Annotated in this window: 19 protein-coding genes; 1 reads left to right on the top strand and 18 read right to left on the bottom strand. The window is 42.9% G+C overall.

The genetic code is table 11. The features are described 5' to 3' along the window. Nucleotides 1-69: 69 nt before the first annotated feature. From OCV39_RS06710 to OCV39_RS06625, 18 genes are all read right to left on the bottom strand, one after another. Nucleotides 70-2,253, bottom strand: a complete 2,184-nt coding sequence (locus tag OCV39_RS06710; protein ID WP_261889362.1) for a head maturation protease, ClpP-related — start codon at nucleotides 2,251-2,253, stop codon at nucleotides 70-72. Continuing rightward, entirely contained in the window at nucleotides 2,246-3,733 is a 1,488-nt protein-coding gene (locus tag OCV39_RS06705) for a phage portal protein (RefSeq protein WP_261889361.1), read from the bottom strand. Before OCV39_RS06705 ends, OCV39_RS06710 begins: the two co-directional genes overlap by 8 nt. Further along, on the bottom strand, nucleotides 3,726-3,932 hold the full coding sequence (locus OCV39_RS06700) for a hypothetical protein (protein WP_261889360.1): 207 nt from the start codon (nucleotides 3,930-3,932) through the stop codon (nucleotides 3,726-3,728). The genes OCV39_RS06705 and OCV39_RS06700 overlap by 8 nt, the downstream gene beginning before the upstream one ends. Next, nucleotides 3,929-6,016 (bottom strand): phage terminase large subunit family protein, encoded by a 2,088-nt coding sequence (locus OCV39_RS06695; protein ID WP_261889359.1) that lies wholly within the window; start codon nucleotides 6,014-6,016, stop codon nucleotides 3,929-3,931. Before OCV39_RS06695 ends, OCV39_RS06700 begins: the two co-directional genes overlap by 4 nt. After that, nucleotides 5,997-6,467, bottom strand: a complete 471-nt coding sequence (locus OCV39_RS06690; protein ID WP_171757296.1) for a hypothetical protein — start codon at nucleotides 6,465-6,467, stop codon at nucleotides 5,997-5,999. The genes OCV39_RS06695 and OCV39_RS06690 overlap by 20 nt, the downstream gene beginning before the upstream one ends. 269 nt (nucleotides 6,468-6,736) lie before the next feature. Continuing rightward, entirely contained in the window at nucleotides 6,737-6,979 is a 243-nt protein-coding gene (lysC, locus tag OCV39_RS06685; protein WP_261889358.1) for an Rz1-like lysis system protein LysC, read from the bottom strand. Further along, nucleotides 6,951-7,307, bottom strand: coding sequence for a hypothetical protein (locus OCV39_RS06680; RefSeq protein ID WP_261889357.1), 357 nt, complete (start codon nucleotides 7,305-7,307; stop codon nucleotides 6,951-6,953). The genes lysC and OCV39_RS06680 overlap by 29 nt, the downstream gene beginning before the upstream one ends. 3 nt (nucleotides 7,308-7,310) lie before the next feature. Then, nucleotides 7,311-7,838, bottom strand: a complete 528-nt coding sequence (locus tag OCV39_RS06675) for a lysozyme (protein WP_261889356.1) — start codon at nucleotides 7,836-7,838, stop codon at nucleotides 7,311-7,313. After that, nucleotides 7,819-8,031, bottom strand: coding sequence for a phage holin family protein (locus OCV39_RS06670; protein WP_261889355.1), 213 nt, complete (start codon nucleotides 8,029-8,031; stop codon nucleotides 7,819-7,821). Before OCV39_RS06670 ends, OCV39_RS06675 begins: the two co-directional genes overlap by 20 nt. Nucleotides 8,032-8,282: 251 nt before the next feature. Continuing rightward, complete coding sequence (locus tag OCV39_RS06665) at nucleotides 8,283-9,047, bottom strand: hypothetical protein (protein ID WP_261889354.1); 765 nt, start codon at nucleotides 9,045-9,047, stop codon at nucleotides 8,283-8,285. A 181-nt stretch (nucleotides 9,048-9,228) separates the two neighbouring features. Then, on the bottom strand, nucleotides 9,229-10,170 hold the full coding sequence (locus OCV39_RS06660; protein ID WP_261889353.1) for a hypothetical protein: 942 nt from the start codon (nucleotides 10,168-10,170) through the stop codon (nucleotides 9,229-9,231). Nucleotides 10,171-10,332: 162 nt separating this feature from the next. Continuing rightward, nucleotides 10,333-10,809 (bottom strand): hypothetical protein, encoded by a 477-nt coding sequence (locus tag OCV39_RS06655; protein ID WP_261889352.1) that lies wholly within the window; start codon nucleotides 10,807-10,809, stop codon nucleotides 10,333-10,335. Nucleotides 10,810-10,949: 140 nt separating this feature from the next. Next, nucleotides 10,950-11,297, bottom strand: a complete 348-nt coding sequence (locus tag OCV39_RS06650; RefSeq protein ID WP_261889351.1) for a hypothetical protein — start codon at nucleotides 11,295-11,297, stop codon at nucleotides 10,950-10,952. A gap of 482 nt (nucleotides 11,298-11,779) precedes the next feature. Beyond that, nucleotides 11,780-12,379, bottom strand: coding sequence for a hypothetical protein (locus OCV39_RS06645; protein WP_261889350.1), 600 nt, complete (start codon nucleotides 12,377-12,379; stop codon nucleotides 11,780-11,782). Further along, complete coding sequence (locus OCV39_RS06640; protein WP_261889349.1) at nucleotides 12,379-12,798, bottom strand: hypothetical protein; 420 nt, start codon at nucleotides 12,796-12,798, stop codon at nucleotides 12,379-12,381. The genes OCV39_RS06645 and OCV39_RS06640 overlap by 1 nt, the downstream gene beginning before the upstream one ends. After that, nucleotides 12,785-13,603, bottom strand: coding sequence for a hypothetical protein (locus OCV39_RS06635; protein WP_261889486.1), 819 nt, complete (start codon nucleotides 13,601-13,603; stop codon nucleotides 12,785-12,787). Before OCV39_RS06635 ends, OCV39_RS06640 begins: the two co-directional genes overlap by 14 nt. 257 nt (nucleotides 13,604-13,860) lie before the next feature. Next, nucleotides 13,861-14,409 (bottom strand): toxin YdaT family protein, encoded by a 549-nt coding sequence (locus OCV39_RS06630; protein WP_171757285.1) that lies wholly within the window; start codon nucleotides 14,407-14,409, stop codon nucleotides 13,861-13,863. A 58-nt stretch (nucleotides 14,410-14,467) separates the two neighbouring features. Continuing rightward, nucleotides 14,468-14,671, bottom strand: coding sequence for a helix-turn-helix domain-containing protein (locus tag OCV39_RS06625; protein WP_261889348.1), 204 nt, complete (start codon nucleotides 14,669-14,671; stop codon nucleotides 14,468-14,470). 127 nt (nucleotides 14,672-14,798) lie between these two features. Here OCV39_RS06625 and OCV39_RS06620 point away from each other — a divergent pair, with 127 nt between their 5' ends. Beyond that, nucleotides 14,799-15,464, top strand: a complete 666-nt coding sequence (locus OCV39_RS06620) for a LexA family protein (RefSeq protein WP_261889347.1) — start codon at nucleotides 14,799-14,801, stop codon at nucleotides 15,462-15,464. Nucleotides 15,465-15,560 lie beyond the last annotated feature (96 nt).

Genomic DNA, 15,560 nt, shown 5'->3' with positions numbered 1-15,560 from the left:
TCTCTCTGAATAAATAAGAATGAAAAAGGGAGAGCAAAAGCCCTCCCAATGACGAACATAACCTGCTAATTATTTAGCGGCAGCGAACAATGCTTGGTTAATACCACGACGATCCAGAACCTTAGAGGTAATGTCGTAAGTAATGCGGAATTTAGCGCCATCACTACTCCAACCGTCTCCCGTTTCTAGCCACGGGTCTTGTTGACCATCTAAGAAGCCCATAAGAACCGTATCAAAATCTTTGCTAGTAAAACCGATAGCGCCATTAATGGCATTCGCTCTTGCGGTTTCAATCACTCGCTTAAACTTCTTATACGCAGGGTTATAGTGATCAGGTTTACTGGCCGTGTTAAGCACCGCTTCAAACATCGAAGCATGATCTGGATTCGCGAGTAGAATTTCACCACGTAAATCTAATGGGTCACCAGTGCCTTTACCATCGACCGGGATCGTCGTAGTGGTCGCAAACATCTTATGCAGCGCCATAATTAACGCTTCATGATCACCTGCAGCAATGCCATCGGTTAAATTACCCCAATCACCCTGAACGTTCTTCTGGAAGACCGATTTACCATCGCCCATTTTCCCGCTAAGAATAGCGTTGAACATCAGCTTGTCTGCTAAGCGGTAACCAGCTTGCATGAACTTACGTGGCACTTTCGAAATCAGACCAATCTCATCGTTAATAATGGATTGGCGAGTAAACTGGATCCCTCGGCCAAAGGTCGCAAGTTGAATACGTTCACCGCTACCTTTTAAGATGGCTGACTTGTATTCACCGTCTTCACCGATATTCATCAAGTCTGGTGCATCATTCACCATGGTTAATTCTGTTTCTCGGAAATCAGGCAAGCTTTCAATATTCGCGAGTTCACGCCATAACGGTGTGGTCGCTTCACGCTCATCACGCATAACAGTGCGGATACTCTCTGTGACAATGTCGCCAAAGTCTTGAGAGTTGAACGCTCGGTTCACCAGTTCGTCTTTAGTCATCGCACTGCGAGAGTTCGCACCCAAACTTGCTCGCGCCATGTTCAATAATGACTCATGCCCAAACGAGTTATCTTTCTCTAGCTCTGCGACACCAGCTCTCGCATTCAAAGCGTTTTGCAGTTCATCTTTAACATGATTGCCATTGCCAACATGAACCTGCGTTGGGGTAATACCATTTGCACCACCTTCAGCACTTTGTTGGCCGAGAATGTTCATTAGGCTTTTTGATGCATTTTCCATTGTAAAATTAGGGTCGCTCAACACTTGGTTCGTCAGATCTTCGCCAAGGTTCAGAGTGTTGCAAAGGTTTTGCAGACTCTCGCGGTCATTATTCATATTACTGAGAATACGAGCTGAAGCCTGTTCAACCGTGCAGCTCATATCTTCAAGCATTTGATTCACTAACTCACCTTTCACACCATGCTTATTGCATAGGCTGCGAATGGCTTGTTGGCGTTTGTTTTCTGCTTTTACAGCATTAATAAGTTCTTCGTTTGGTTTCGGCATGTCGCTTACCTGTTCAGATTGGTTTGATTCTGGTTGAGAGTTGTCGGCAGGTGCCGCATTCGTTGGGGTACTTGTATCAAGCTCAGCGTGACTCTCTGGTTTACCAAGCGTGATGCAATTTAAAAGGGATTCAGGTGCATTTTTAAACTTAGCTATCTCTTTCGAGTCAAACTCAGTAAAGTTATTAGTTAATTCAACCGCATCAATAACTTGATCAATCAAGCCCCACTCAAGGGCTTGTTGTGCGGTGAACCACGTTTCTTGCGCCATTGCTCCGAGCACTTCTTCAAGTGGCTTTCCGCTACGCTCAACATAAGCGTTAGAAACCGTCATCTTTGCGTTTTTAACTTGAACTAATGCGCTCTCTATCTCATCTTCCTCACCCCATGCGCCAATACTCGGGTTGTGGATCATGAACGTAGAATTTTCAGGCATATGGATTTCATCGCACGCCATTAACATATAAGTCGCGATGGATGCGGCCAAACCATCAACTACACCAGTGGTCTTTCCCTTATGAGCTTTGATGGCATTAAACATCGCCAAGCCCTCATAAACACTACCGCCATAGCTTTGCACTCGCATAATCAGATCTTTTTCACCGACCTGTTGTAGCGCTTTAACTAAATCAATAGCGTAGATGTCCCAGCCGCCAATCTCACCATGAATATAGAGTTGAGCGGGTTTATCCGTTGCTTCGTTGTTTAATGTGTACCAACTTTTTCTTGGTTCACTCTGTTGCGGTTTAGGCATTAAAGGTTCCCTCACCATTGGAGTTAGTTTGAATGGTTTCGACAAGATTATGAGCAGGGTCGGAAGTACTAACGATCCCGTCGTCTTTCATTTGCTGACGTTCCGCCTTGATCTCTTTACGAGTGGAAAGTGGATTTACATGACGCTCTCGCTGATAGTGGCTCAATGAGAACAAGCCCAAACGCGTCCCTTTCTCGATCCCTGTCATCTCTTTCGTGGGATCAATCCAAGGCATAACAGGCGCTTGATAAATGGCATTCAATATCGTGTTTACATCAACCGTCGGTGGAATTTTTAGCTCCCCTTTCATGATCGCCATGGTTAAAGCATGACGATATTGAGGCCGAGTCCAGTTTGTGACAAATTCACGCTGAAGCACTTTATATTTAACGTGGGAATCCGTGAGCTCTTGTCGATTCGATGTATAAGAACCGTCATAATTACGAGTCACCGATGAGTTATTTACCCCAACAGCACTACTGACTAACTTCTGTTGGCTAGACCGAAACTCAGCACTGGCCGACTCTTTCCGATTCGATTCAACAATCCCCGCTTTCTCACCAGGTGCGAGTTCAAACGAGTTAGCCGCCCCCAGAGCAATATCACCGCCCTGGTCAAGCTCGTTGGCGTTGGGCATGTCCTTATCTCGCTGTACATAAAACGCGAACTTAGCCGCGATTTCATGCCCTAGCATTTCCGTAAAATCGTAGTTCTCTATTCGGTCTGCCAAATCAATCGCTGAGTGAAGAATGGATATCCCTCGGTTCTGGTGTAGGCGGCGCGTGAATTTAAGATGGCAGATAAAACCTGCATCGACTTCCGCATACTCAAAGCCTTTGCTGTCCTTTTGGATCAAATAAGATTCAGTTTGCCCAAATTGATTACGTTTAATGCCTTCCATCAAACCACCTTGAGCCTCCGTAATATGATGAGGCACAAAGTCCGGTTCAAAAGCTTGAATAGCAAATGGGGTTACTGACGGGTAATTCAAATCACCATGTTCGCCCATAAACATACGGCCAAACACTTCACCATCTCGCAGCCAAGTTCGACAGGCTAACCACTCTGTTTCTGAGCGAGACATTTCACCATTAATGTTTTGGGTTAATGAATGAAGCTCATGCCATTTACTGATCGCTTGAGCAAATGCCACATGAACATTACCTTCGTGATCCAATGGCTGAGGCTCAATCATAATCCCTTTAGGCCCAACAACATTGGCGCACAGTTCATCAAGAATCGCCGTTACGAACGGGTTATTTTCATCGGCATGGCGAGCACGTTGATACAGCGCTTTAGCACCTTGATTGAGTTGATTTGGGGTTTGTTTAGAGAAGTGGTTCTTACGTTTTGTTCTCGGCTCTTTTGGCATTGCTGCGTTATATCGATTCAGCAACATGCGATCATGCAAACGCTTAATGCCATTACTAGGGCTCACCGTCGCCACAATTCTATCGAAGAAATTCAGCGGATTATTCAAGCCTCACCCTCCTAATTATTGAGCGGCTTCCTATGCTAATCAGCCTTTGCAAACGCTCTATCTCTTTGCGAACAGTAGAAAGACTCGCTAGTGTTAGCTTTTCACCTTCTGCCGTCGTCACTTCTTGTTGCATTAAGATCTTGCGCTCAGCGTCTATGTACCACGCAAGGCGCTCACGGTTTGTAGGTATCGTTATCATCCGAAAATGCCTTTTGAATGGTTATATCGACGTTTAGGTTTACGTTCGAATTCTGGTTTCACATCAGCATCAATGACATTGGGGTTAATCTGCCAATCTGCTGCCCATAGCGGTGGTTTGTCCCAGTTGATGTCATCACCGTCGAGGTAATGCATCCCTGCTTCTGCGTATGAACACAAATCCAATGTTTCATTTGACGTATTAGCAGGACACTCCCAATCGCCTTTATCATTAATGTATTCAGCCGTGAGCTCTTCATACCAATCACGCTCTGCCCACTTGGGTAAATGAAAGTAACGAGATCCAAACTCTAAGCGTGAATAACTGGCCGCGACTCGGTTCTTTAAACGGTTGGTATGCAGCAAAAGAAGCGGAATTTCACCATGAGCTAACTTACTGCGTTTATCTGGATGACTCTGTTTAACCAAGGAGTCAATGTCTCGACTGGCCCCTTTAACCAAACGGAACAAATGAGACAGTCCTTTTGGTTTTAAACTGTTGTAAAACTGGTAAGCCTGATCGGTCACAGAAGTTTTCTTACCGTCTTTTTCTCCCGCGCTTCCGCCTGAATCACACAGCGTCAGCACAGGCTTCATCACTCGGCCTGAGCCGTCAGCCAACGAGTATGTTTTCTTCATTACCTGATCAATCAATAAATCCCAATCTTCTGCATACACCGCAGGATTAAGCCGGTCATTATTTCGGTTGGGGTTAACCAGTATTTCAAAACGGTCAATCACCCAACGTTGCAGCCCTTCACCAAACACTTGAGCCTGGACAACAAAGCGAGCGTTCTTTTTCCCGCCTTGAACATCGATACTCATGATCAGGAATCGACCACCCATTGGAATCTCAGCCCTTGGGTAATCCACGGCTTTTAGCATCAGCTCATGAGCGCCAATATCATTGCTTTCATTTTGAAGAATGTAAGAACGGCCCATACGGGTATTAATGAATGAGATAAGGGCGTTTTCATCACCACTTTCATCATAAATAGACTGAGCATTAAGGTAGCGATACACCAAGTTTTGCCAACTGGCATAAGCCGCAATGGGACCTTCAAACCAGAACGTTGCCCATTTGGATTTTCTGATGAGCGATTCATCGGTTACGAGCTGGCCGTACTTATCTATTTCACCTTCTCTGAAAAAATCACCTTGTAAGTTCTTCGCTTGTTTTTCGACTTCTTGAACTCTATGAGTGCATCGTGGGCACTCTACCCAAGCACTTTTTGATGCTTCCATAGGATCTTCATGTTCTACCCATTTCAGCGATTCAAATTCGGGTCTGAAATACGCGCCACAATCTTCACATAACCAGTAAAAACGGTGCCTATCCCCTTGATTATATAATTCAGAAATACCACCACAGGGCTGAGCCTCATGCGGCGTGAGTTCTTCAGCGGCTTTAGGTTGACGAACAATACGACCTGGTGAGCTTTCGGCCATTACCATGCCAGAAGATTTTGCGTTCTGAGTACGCATGAGCATTAACTCAAACTTACTCCCCTCTTGGCCTACGCCATCATCAGCACGATCAAAATCGGTACAGCCTGCATAACGGTAAGTCGAAGCAGATAAACTGGTTTCTGTTGCTGAATCCAGTTTCAAGTTCATGCCATTTTTGAAATATTTGAAGGTGATATTGTCGTCTGACTTACGACCTGTTTTTAATTTCGCGATATCAGGTGTGGCAGAGAAACAGCGAGACAAATCCACCTTGGACATGTCCTCTGCTTTTGTTTTCGTTGAATAGATTAAAAGCATGTCACCAGGCGCTTGCGTTAATGCGTAGTTTATCCACCCTTCAACCAGTGCCTTGGTTTTCCCAGAACGTGCAGGGCCAACCACAATCACCGCTTCATACACGCGCCTTGCCAAACAATTAAGCGGCTTTCGCATGTAAGGAACTTGGCTAGATAAAAACTTAGTGACGTCTGTTCCGTCTGAAATCCATAAACCTTCATCAGCGGCATCCACCGGTGTTTTATCAGCAGGCCTGCAAAGGTAGGCTAAATCTCGTCTTATTTGCGCGGCGTTGGCGTATTCAACACCAAGCCGAGGATCAAACTCTTTCAAGCTCATCAGCGACCGCCTTTAAGTCAAAATTCAGTAACCGCTCTAAGTCTTCAAGGTGCTCAGGCGTGGCGGTAGGAATGGTGGATTCAATCCGATTGATCACTTTCTCTTTGAAATCTTTAATCGCTGAAATGCAGATAGCAATCTGCTCTTCATAATCGGTTTTCTCTACACTGTCGCCAACATCTTGTTTTAGCTTATGCTTTTCACCTTGCGCCTGCAGGTATGCCCGTAATTCAGCCGCCGTTTTGAAGCCCATAAGATCGGGCGCGTCTGATTCTTTAACCGGTGCTTGAGTAAGATAAGGTGCCGCTTGAATAACATCATAGAGCGGGGTTTGACCGTGATAAGCCGTGGCATCTATACCAGCGTTCTTTAATTTTTTAGCAATAGTGGAACGGTGATAGCCGAATGCCTCTAGCTCTGATTTGTTCCAGAGGCGTTTTTCATTGTTCATTGAAAGCCCTCTTGAATGAGTCTCGTCTCTCCGAGTGTCACGCCCTTCTTCGCATTAGGTCGACGTTGCCATTAATGAAGTTCTCTCAAACTTTGCTTGTTCCTTTTTGAATCATCACTTGCGCTAACATGTAAGGAGTTTCAGCAGCGAGCTGAACATGATCACGGCTAACAAGTGAGACAGCGAGGAACCGACGCTTGCACACCCTAGTAAGGAATGAGGAACGGGCAATAACTGATAACAGTGGACGACCACCCAAGTAGTAAGCGTTACTTGCCCGTATTCGGTTGCGCATCCTCGTAGCCATAAAAACCACGCAAATGCTCAATTTGGTCAGTGCAATTGCGCCAGGCTTCTAACCAAATAGGATCGCGTTCAACCGCTTCACCATAAGTTTGTGGTGGAGCAGTAAAAGGCTGTTGGCAAGAAGTAAGGTAAACCGCAGGAGGAAGAACCAATCGGTCTTGATATTCAGCGATCACCTCAGTGGTAGTACAACCACTCAGATGCATGAGGAATAGGCACATCAACACAGGTTTCATAGATTAGAACCTCTTTGATTTTTGTCACGGTTTGAATAGTCGCCGCACTTCGTTGTGCTTTCGCTTGTAACAACTCATCAGCCGCAAGCTGCGCCGCCCTCGCTTCTAACTTCATAGTGTTAACCGTAGTGGCCAGTGATAGGTTTTTACTGAGAGACGTTTGATAGCGGCTTTGCAGTTCACCGTAATGCTTGGCCTGTGTGTCTAACACCTCAAGTAAGTAAACGATGGAAAGCAAACAAGCAATGAGTAAAGTAACCGAGCCCATCAACAGCACGTTCCGGATAGAAAGGTTCATGAATCACCACCCATTTAAGCAAGCATTTAGCTCTATCTCACGGCGTTTTACTATCCCTGAACATTGGCTATCAGGGCTGCGGCAATCTTTTCCGTTAACATAGACCCAACGCGAAAACTCCAAGCAAGCTTTGAGTGGTTGGTTTTGATTGAACAGCTTAAGCATGGTGGAGCTTTGGAAGTTTCCTGCGCCAAGGTTAAACACAAAGCTGACAAGAACATCGAATTGAGATTGAGTGACGGAAGTGAGTAGTTTTTTGTTCACCATATTTTCAGCTGAATGAACATCAGCAATGAAATTACGGGCAATTTGCTCATTGGTGGCCACATCACCTTGGCTTACGCCTTGAGTATGACCAAGGCCGTAAGTCCATACGTTCGCGCTGCATTGATACGCTTCGGTTCTGCACCCTTCAAGATTCGCGATATGCGCTAAACCTTGTCGGCTGGTTTGCATATCGGGTGCAACGTTAAACACGATGGAAAGAATGGCAGCAACAGAACAGATGGTTTTACTGATTAATCTTTTCATATAGCTCTTCCGACATTCTTTGCTTACGAACTTCATCAAGCAATTTGAGTTTGATGCTGCGATTGGTGAAGTAAGTGACAAACACCATCACCACGCCAATAACAGCAGCCCAATCTTGAATACTGAATGCCCCTGTAAGTGCCAGTAAGCCGCTAGTGAGATATGAAGAGAATGAACTGAGTTTATCTTGCATATGACTCCCACAAAAAAGCACCCGACTTTCACAGTGTGAAGGGGTGCTTTGTCAGTTATAAACGGTAGAAACGAAAAAACCCCGCCGAGTAGGCGAGGTTTTCTAATGTGGCTATCATGCTCCATTAGAAGAAAAACATCAAGCACTTATAAGTATTTCTATCACGTTATAGGACAAACAGTTTTAACAACATTAAACCATACCACCGAAAACAAACACTCAACGTGAACTAAAACACAAGGTTAATGAGCCTAGGGATTACTATTAACAACTTCTACCTTGCTAAAAAAATAAAGTACTTCACTTTCTATAGAAGAATCAAAACAGCGTGAGAGTCTCTTGTCAACTTTAAATTTACCAAGTGCACTAAATTCACCCGCAAGGGTATTTAATTTATTTAAATGTTGATTCCATTCATCAAAAGATTTTATTATTAAGAAAAGAGCGTAACCTTCTCCGGGGTATATATGAGGTCTAGTTCCTGATATATCCTGCAACATCTTCTGTAGTGAATCTAATTCTCTTTTGCCTTCATTGACAGTGAGAACTTCTGTTATTTGATCATAATCACCGACAACCTGCTTTGTTTTATCAATCAATAACTGAATATCACTAACGCTAATGTCATTTTTATTATTTATAATATTCGATAATAAAACATGAACATCATCAATAGAATGGCAAAGATGAGTTTCATCATCATTTATCAGGCTTTTATGAATATTGCTTTTGATTATTGCTTTATAATTATCACTTAGTAATTTTATATCCTCAAAAACCCCTAACGCCTTGTTTTTAAGAATTTTATACTTCTTAAACTTATCTCTAACGGTTCTTTTTTCTGCTCTCTGCTCTTCATTTTGGTGTAAATTTTTTAAATAGACATTTACTCCAAGAGCACCAAGACGATCGGTATCGTCTAATGATAATGTTTCATTATAAACACTTTGAACCCAGTCAAGCAACAGTTCATAATCACAACCACGAATCGCATTTTCAATAGTTTCTTTTTCCATATTTTTATCTCATTTACGACAAACAACTTGCTCGTATCAATACTACCAATAATTTCCACAAAACCGTCGTTATTTAGCCCTGTGAAGGTTATGCAACGTAATATAGAGCCGCATACCACTTTAATCAACGCATAGTAAAAATGCCACGCATTGCGAATCACTCTTAAACCGTTTGTATGAATCATTTTGCCCAAGGATCTTCAACACAGATATCGATCATATCTAAATTCGTAATATCAATGTTTGCATATCTGTCATTTCGATCGTTAATTCTTGGCATGCCATAGATAAAAACATAAGCTGTTGGACTTGGAGACTTGTAAATTTTTTCAATTCTTTTTGCTACCAACTTTTTCATCTTGTATCGTTCAATTAGACGATCACCAATCATAACTGTGGTGGTGAATTCTTTATCGCTACCATTAGCTTTTAGCTTTTTCTTAAACTTTATCTGATAACCATGACCTGATGGCAATCTATTGATGAATGCCCAACCGTAGTAAATAGAAGGCATTTGTGGCAAGTCAGAAACAATCTGATTTTCAATTTTACTAAACAGACTTGTGTAAGATTTATCTTTACCCGCAATATTTAACCTGCGTAGTTCTACCGTTCCATCCTTTTTGTACCTAGCATACCTGCTGACAACGGTTCTTACCGAATAAATACTGCTAATAACACCAATTTCTTTCAGTTGTCTATCGGCTTTAGATTTCAGTACATTAACCACTCGTACTTTAGCGTTTTTGGCACGGCTATTGTTCTTATAATGATCGTAATACGATTCAGGTCTTTTCTCTAAAAATGTGTCTACGACTGAAGTATCTAGCGTTTTATGAGTTGCAGTTTGCGTTGTTGGCTCAGCGTACTTTAACTTCAGAGGTACATTTCTAGAGACTTCACATCCTTTGGAATGAGAACCAAAAACTCGAAAGTGAGGCACTACCTTTAGTGAGTTAGTGTCTTTATCAAGGTTTGCACAGGTAACACTTGCTGAACAATTTGTCCCCGGACACAAAAACGCTCTTTTGTCTTCGAGCATTCCCGACCAATATAACTCGTACGCCTTATCTGGATCTATAAAATCATCTATTTCAATAGAATATGCCACATCTAAAGACATACTATTTTCCTCCGAATGAATATCAACGCCCTGTTAAGGGGTAAGCAACTCAATACCGAAGTTGCCGAATACCACCTTAATGACTTAAACCAACGCATAGTAAAAATGCCACGTATTGCGAATCGTTTTTAACAATTGGTTATAAAACAAATCTAAGGAATATTATGTGTTGCCGTAAGAATGCATTGGCACAAAAATCAGTATGAGCCACATAAAGCCTATAGACAGGCATACAAATCTAACAGTAGCTGTATGACTGGAACCAAATAAATTCTTCAAATTATTGCTATGCTCAAGCGTTTTTTGACCTTGAAAGTGTAGTCCGTTCTTCGCTTTTCCTTGAGTCGAAATTCCAAATACAGCTTTGTCTGCATATTCAACACCTAATCGATGTAACTCACTAATTACAAACCTGTTTCTTGTGTCCCATCGATATAACGCATACACACATATCAAGCCAAGCACAATAAATCCCCAAGAACCCAATTTCGCGTAAGAGAAAAGAATTGCTGCTTGAATTGCAATAAATATCTGAAGACCTTGACTCCGCATTTGAAGGTGAGCGATCTGCCAAGGTACTACATGTTTCTCTATGTATGTAATCTGTCTGTCGATCTGTTTTTCATTGTCAATATCCACACTATACCTCTTGCTTCATAACGCCGCATTAAGTGGTGAGCAACGCTAACCACCCAGCCTAAACCATTGTGACATAAACACTTAAACCGAAGTAAGCCGAAAACGCCATGCGTTGGGAATCCGTCTTAAATGCATTGTTGTTAGACATTTTTTCTACGGTTAATAAAATGATGAGCTATAAAATTAGCACCAACACCAGAACCAACTAAAATCATTACTTGAGATAAATACTCAATAGCCCATAGCCAATCTGAAGATGTAGCTTTCGCATATCCAACCCCTATCATACCAAGAGCTACCGATATAATTAGAAATAAAAACCCCCTCACCAACAAGTTTGAGGTATCAACAACTAAACCAAATGAAATACACCAAATGACAATCCACGCAATTACTATATGTGTAACTTCAATCAACCAATAAATTGGCAGTGTAAATATTAAGGCAGCTATTATTGCTAATCCTATTCGAATAATTCTGGAATTCATACATCCTCTAATGACTAACACCATCTAGACGGAAACTTACCGCATAATTGCCTACTATGAACCCATTTTATAACCACTTAAATGATATACATCAAAATTTATATCCTCACTAATACTCAAGCACTGGCGCATTACACTCACAGATAGCCGGGAAAAGTTGCAAGCTTAGGGAATAAAACTCCTACAAAACATCACGGGGATTCACAACGAACATTATTATATGGATGGATATTGTTAAGAAGATCACGTATTAACAACATGTTAATAAATAAAAATCTGACGCATAAAGGGATATTTTTGAAGTCGTAAGTGCCATATTCGATCTTAATTTAAAAGCTATCTACTACTTCAGCCCTCAAACGGGGGCATCCGTAAATCAACAAGCGCAGTGTTGATGTAGGCCGAAGGATCAAGACAACCTACTCCAACATCACACCACATAACCTCTGTTACTCACTACCACCTTGAGCCGCCCTTTCGAGCTACACCTCAGCCTCTAATACTTTTGCCATACTCTCTTCTTTCTCAAACCGCCCCTGCAACGCCAACGCAGCTCCATTGCGTTTATCCGCTAACCACTTAACCAACTTGCCTAAAATCGATTCGTACTTCTTAAAACGTGAGAAAGTAACGGGTAAGGTTTGGCAGAAGTAAGCGAAGCGGGTTTCTTGGGTCCAACCAATACGGCCACCGTCGCAGCATGGGCAGGTTCTTCTTGCTCGGTTCTTGGCAATGTATTTACCGCTGCCATTACACTCGGGGCAGACTTGGCCGAACTGTTGAGTCGTTTCTGCGATAGCTGTGGCAACCAAAGCTTCTAGCGCCTTTTCTGGGTATGGGCCGCGCCACTTTTCCATTAGCGTGTTGGCTTCAACCAAAGTTGCTTTGTACAAATTATGCAAGGCGGGTTTGTCATGCAGGATTTCAACGAACAGCACCAGAAAACCCACTGGCGAATCTTTCCAGGCTAAACCGACAAGGGCGAGCTGCTCGTCCAACGACAGCAACGCCTTGCCACCAAGTGACGGTTCATAGTTGATCCCTTTAACATTGAATTTCGCCAGCAGTTTTTCTATTCGCATTACGCCCTTGCTCCCATTGTTGCTACCCTTGCGAACACAGAGCTTTGTTCAAATTGCTCTGGTCTTGGTCTTTGAATATCACTAATTGGTTTCACGTTTGATCTGTCTTGCAAACGCTTGGTATTTCTCGCAGGTAACGAACCCGCTTTGGCTTTTTGGGCGTACTTCTTCAACGCCTTGCGATGCTTGGTTCTTGCATCGCGCTCACTCAAATAACTTCGACATAAAAAACCAACCTCTTGCGCTGTCCAGTACTCGATATCACCTTGCGGCTTACCTCGGATCATTCTGGTAAACGCTTCATCCACATCGACCAGTTCTTCGCGTCCCATCGATACAAACTCTGGCAAGCTTGGAGGCCATGCATCCCCCTCCAACAACGCTTGACCTACTGCTCGGTGAATCTCACTGGCCGACATTGTGGTAATCGCTTGAATCCAAGTCGATGGTAGTTCCTTGTGCGGCCACTTCGCCCCGTAGGCTTCCACAAACTTGATTTGAACCCAATCCTCCACGCTCAACTGGATCACCTGATTGCCCACTTGGTGCGGCAGTGTGACCGTATCGTGCGAGCAAATCTGCGTTGTGTTGTTCGTATCGATTTGGCTGAAGGCTTGGCTTAGCGTGGTTTGATTGATTGTTTTCATGTTCGTCATTCCAGCGTTCTTGGTTCAAGTAAGTCGTTAGGTGCAGTTTGTCGAAACCGAATTGGCAGCGATTAATTCGTTCAGTGATATCAGCAAGAAGCATCGCTGAAAATTGTTCAGTGGTTTCCGTTCGTCCCTTCACGATGGATTTGAATTTCGCTAACGCTTGTTTTTTACCTTTTTTGGTCGGATATATTTTCCAGATAGGTTCAAAGGCAACCTCTAAACCACACAGTTTATTTGTAGTAGTCTCTGGTAGTCTATGTGTAGTCTCTGTTTTAGTTTGGCTGATTCCGCCACCACTGCTTGGCGCTTTTGTGCTGGACTGCTTGGCGCATTCCGCCAAACTAGAATGGCGCAATTGTTCAATCAAGGTTGGCTCATTAATACGGTAGAAAATACGGCATGGAACACCCTGTTTTTTCTCTTCCAGAATGCCTAATTCACGTAATTTCTTGCGTGCTGTATCAAGCTCTCTACGGGTCATTCCCGTTTCATCTTCCCATTCAGATTGAGTCTTATAGAAGTAGCCAGAAGCGTTAGTTCTGCGGCTCCAGTAAATCGCTTGGCTAAGCATTAAAGCGCCCGTTATGCCGATGCCAAGCTTTACGAATGGTCGATGAAATGCGATGGGTCTGTCTAGAAATTCGATCATCTAGCCGCCCTCGCCTTCATTTTTTTCAGAATTTGATTCGCTTTATTGCGAGAAACAACAAAGCGACAGTGCCCATTGTTGGCGACCCAAATCATTTGGCCGCAGTAGTTTTGATAAGAAAGACTCATTGCACAAAGTTCTCCATAAAATTTCACTAACGTTCGCAAGTTCATAGGTGGTCAGCCTTTTTGCGAGATTAATGTTTCGAGGTAATTCATTAGCGGTTCGTGAGCACCTTCGCTCTCTTGCACTTCTTTGTAAGCTGCTCGTAATTGGTCTTGTGTTGCGTACTCACTGAGTAACAGCACAGAACGAAAGGCTTCAGATGATTCCTTGCTGAAATCGGCAAGAAGTTGATCGCGGTTCGCCATGGTGTTGCTTGCTCCAATCGCCGCGACTGAAAACCCAAGTGGATTCAAGAACTGGTTGAGTGCTGCCGTTGCCCTCGCCTTTGGCATTGCTGCGATAATGGCAGGCAACAGATCCATGATGTTGGCTTTGGCCTCGATGCTTGTTCGGCTCACATAGCGAAACAAGTTTTGAGTGTTATTGAAGTTGTTCGCGGCTGAAGGCACTTTGAGAATGTGTTCTTGTTGGCAATCTTCCTCGTCGAAGATTTTCATTTTGTGATAATGCCGAGCAATGTATTCTGCGATTTGCTCTTTGTTTGCGTCGCTCCGCCAAGCGACAACAGCGTTATGCATAACGCTCTTTAAACTGGGTTGCATGTTTTTTCCTTACTGGTTGTTTATCCAGAATATTAATGATCAGGTATATCTACATATTTCAGTTACTATCTTCATGGTCAGTAAGTAGTTCTTTTACTGACACTTTGCCCCCTGTCGCTTCTGATATTGCACGGATGTATTTTGCTGGAGCTTGGCGTTTTCGATTAATCCAATTCCAAACATGAGACTGGCTGACACCTAAAAGCTTTGCTAATGATGTTTGACCTCCTAGAATTTCAGTAGATCGTTCAATGGCTGACATATTAACCTCACAACCTTTAACAACTTAAGGTGTACATTAAATTACAACTTAAGCTGTTTGTCAATTAACACATTTTGTTGTGATAATGAGGAATCGCCGAAAGGCTCAAAAATTGAGGATATCTCGAATGAGTTTTGCTAATAGAGTAAAGCAACGTAGAAAAGAACTAGGTCTTTCTCAAGCTGAATTAGCCGAAAGAGTTGGCGTTGCTCAGCAGTCTATTCATAAAATTGAAGATGGCAGAACTTTAAAACCTCGCAACATTTTGCAGCTTGCGAATGCTCTTCAGTGCAGCGCACTTTGGCTTCAAGGCTTTGAATCACAAATCGATAACGGTCAAAGCCCTGAACAAAATAATGCATCATCCACGAATGCTGTAATGGTTAATGCTAGTGATATCCGCTCTTTACCCATATTAAGTCAAGTACAAGCTGGTAACTGGTCTAATGTGATTCTTGAAACAGATCAAGAGTTTGAGAGGCAAATTACATCAGTCAAAGTATCAGAAGAAGCTTTTGCTATGCGTGTAACTGGTAATTCGATGACGAACCCTTTTGGCTCTCCATCAATACCTGCAGGATCTATTGTCGTTGTTGAACCTTGTAGCTGTCCAGATAACGGTAAGATTGTTGTCGCTACACTCAATGACGCCCCAGAAGCTACAATCAAAAAACTGGAGATCGATGGCCCACAGAAATTTCTAGTTCCTCTAAATCCTAAATATGATCCGATTCAAATCAATGGTAACTGTCGTATTGTCGGTTATGTAAGACAGGTTGTAATGGAACTTTAGCCGCAGCCAAACACAACGAACCCGCCTAGTGCGGGTTTTTTTACACCTATAAATACAACTTTAGGTGTTGACACAATAAAAGCTTTAGTTGTAGGA

It is taken from the genome of Vibrio cortegadensis (assembly GCF_024347395.1).
Taxonomy (GTDB): domain Bacteria; phylum Pseudomonadota; class Gammaproteobacteria; order Enterobacterales; family Vibrionaceae; genus Vibrio; species Vibrio cortegadensis.
This window is presented reverse-complemented; position numbering and strand designations above follow the sequence as displayed.

What these genes read in the sequence shown, in the direction of transcription:
- OCV39_RS06710 (WP_261889362.1), bottom strand. Translation starts at nt 2,253, where the DNA reads ATGCCTAAACCGCAACAGAGTGAACCAAGAAAAAGTTGGTACACATTA.
- OCV39_RS06700 (WP_261889360.1), bottom strand. Translation starts at nt 3,932, where the DNA reads ATGATAACGATACCTACAAACCGTGAGCGCCTTGCGTGGTACATAGAC.
- OCV39_RS06695 (WP_261889359.1), bottom strand. Translation starts at nt 6,016, where the DNA reads ATGAGCTTGAAAGAGTTTGATCCTCGGCTTGGTGTTGAATACGCCAAC.
- OCV39_RS06690 (WP_171757296.1), bottom strand. Translation starts at nt 6,467, where the DNA reads ATGAACAATGAAAAACGCCTCTGGAACAAATCAGAGCTAGAGGCATTC.
- lysC (WP_261889358.1), bottom strand. Translation starts at nt 6,979, where the DNA reads ATGCATCTGAGTGGTTGTACTACCACTGAGGTGATCGCTGAATATCAA.
- OCV39_RS06680 (WP_261889357.1), bottom strand. Translation starts at nt 7,307, where the DNA reads ATGAACCTTTCTATCCGGAACGTGCTGTTGATGGGCTCGGTTACTTTA.
- OCV39_RS06675 (WP_261889356.1), bottom strand. Translation starts at nt 7,838, where the DNA reads ATGAAAAGATTAATCAGTAAAACCATCTGTTCTGTTGCTGCCATTCTT.
- OCV39_RS06670 (WP_261889355.1), bottom strand. Translation starts at nt 8,031, where the DNA reads ATGCAAGATAAACTCAGTTCATTCTCTTCATATCTCACTAGCGGCTTA.
- OCV39_RS06665 (WP_261889354.1), bottom strand. Translation starts at nt 9,047, where the DNA reads ATGGAAAAAGAAACTATTGAAAATGCGATTCGTGGTTGTGATTATGAA.
- OCV39_RS06660 (WP_261889353.1), bottom strand. Translation starts at nt 10,170, where the DNA reads ATGTCTTTAGATGTGGCATATTCTATTGAAATAGATGATTTTATAGAT.
- OCV39_RS06650 (WP_261889351.1), bottom strand. Translation starts at nt 11,297, where the DNA reads ATGAATTCCAGAATTATTCGAATAGGATTAGCAATAATAGCTGCCTTA.
- OCV39_RS06645 (WP_261889350.1), bottom strand. Translation starts at nt 12,379, where the DNA reads ATGCGAATAGAAAAACTGCTGGCGAAATTCAATGTTAAAGGGATCAAC.
- OCV39_RS06640 (WP_261889349.1), bottom strand. Translation starts at nt 12,798, where the DNA reads ATGTCGGCCAGTGAGATTCACCGAGCAGTAGGTCAAGCGTTGTTGGAG.
- OCV39_RS06635 (WP_261889486.1), bottom strand. Translation starts at nt 13,603, where the DNA reads ATGCTTAGCCAAGCGATTTACTGGAGCCGCAGAACTAACGCTTCTGGC.
- OCV39_RS06630 (WP_171757285.1), bottom strand. Translation starts at nt 14,409, where the DNA reads ATGCAACCCAGTTTAAAGAGCGTTATGCATAACGCTGTTGTCGCTTGG.
- OCV39_RS06625 (WP_261889348.1), bottom strand. Translation starts at nt 14,671, where the DNA reads ATGTCAGCCATTGAACGATCTACTGAAATTCTAGGAGGTCAAACATCA.
- OCV39_RS06620 (WP_261889347.1), top strand. Translation starts at nt 14,799, where the DNA reads ATGAGTTTTGCTAATAGAGTAAAGCAACGTAGAAAAGAACTAGGTCTT.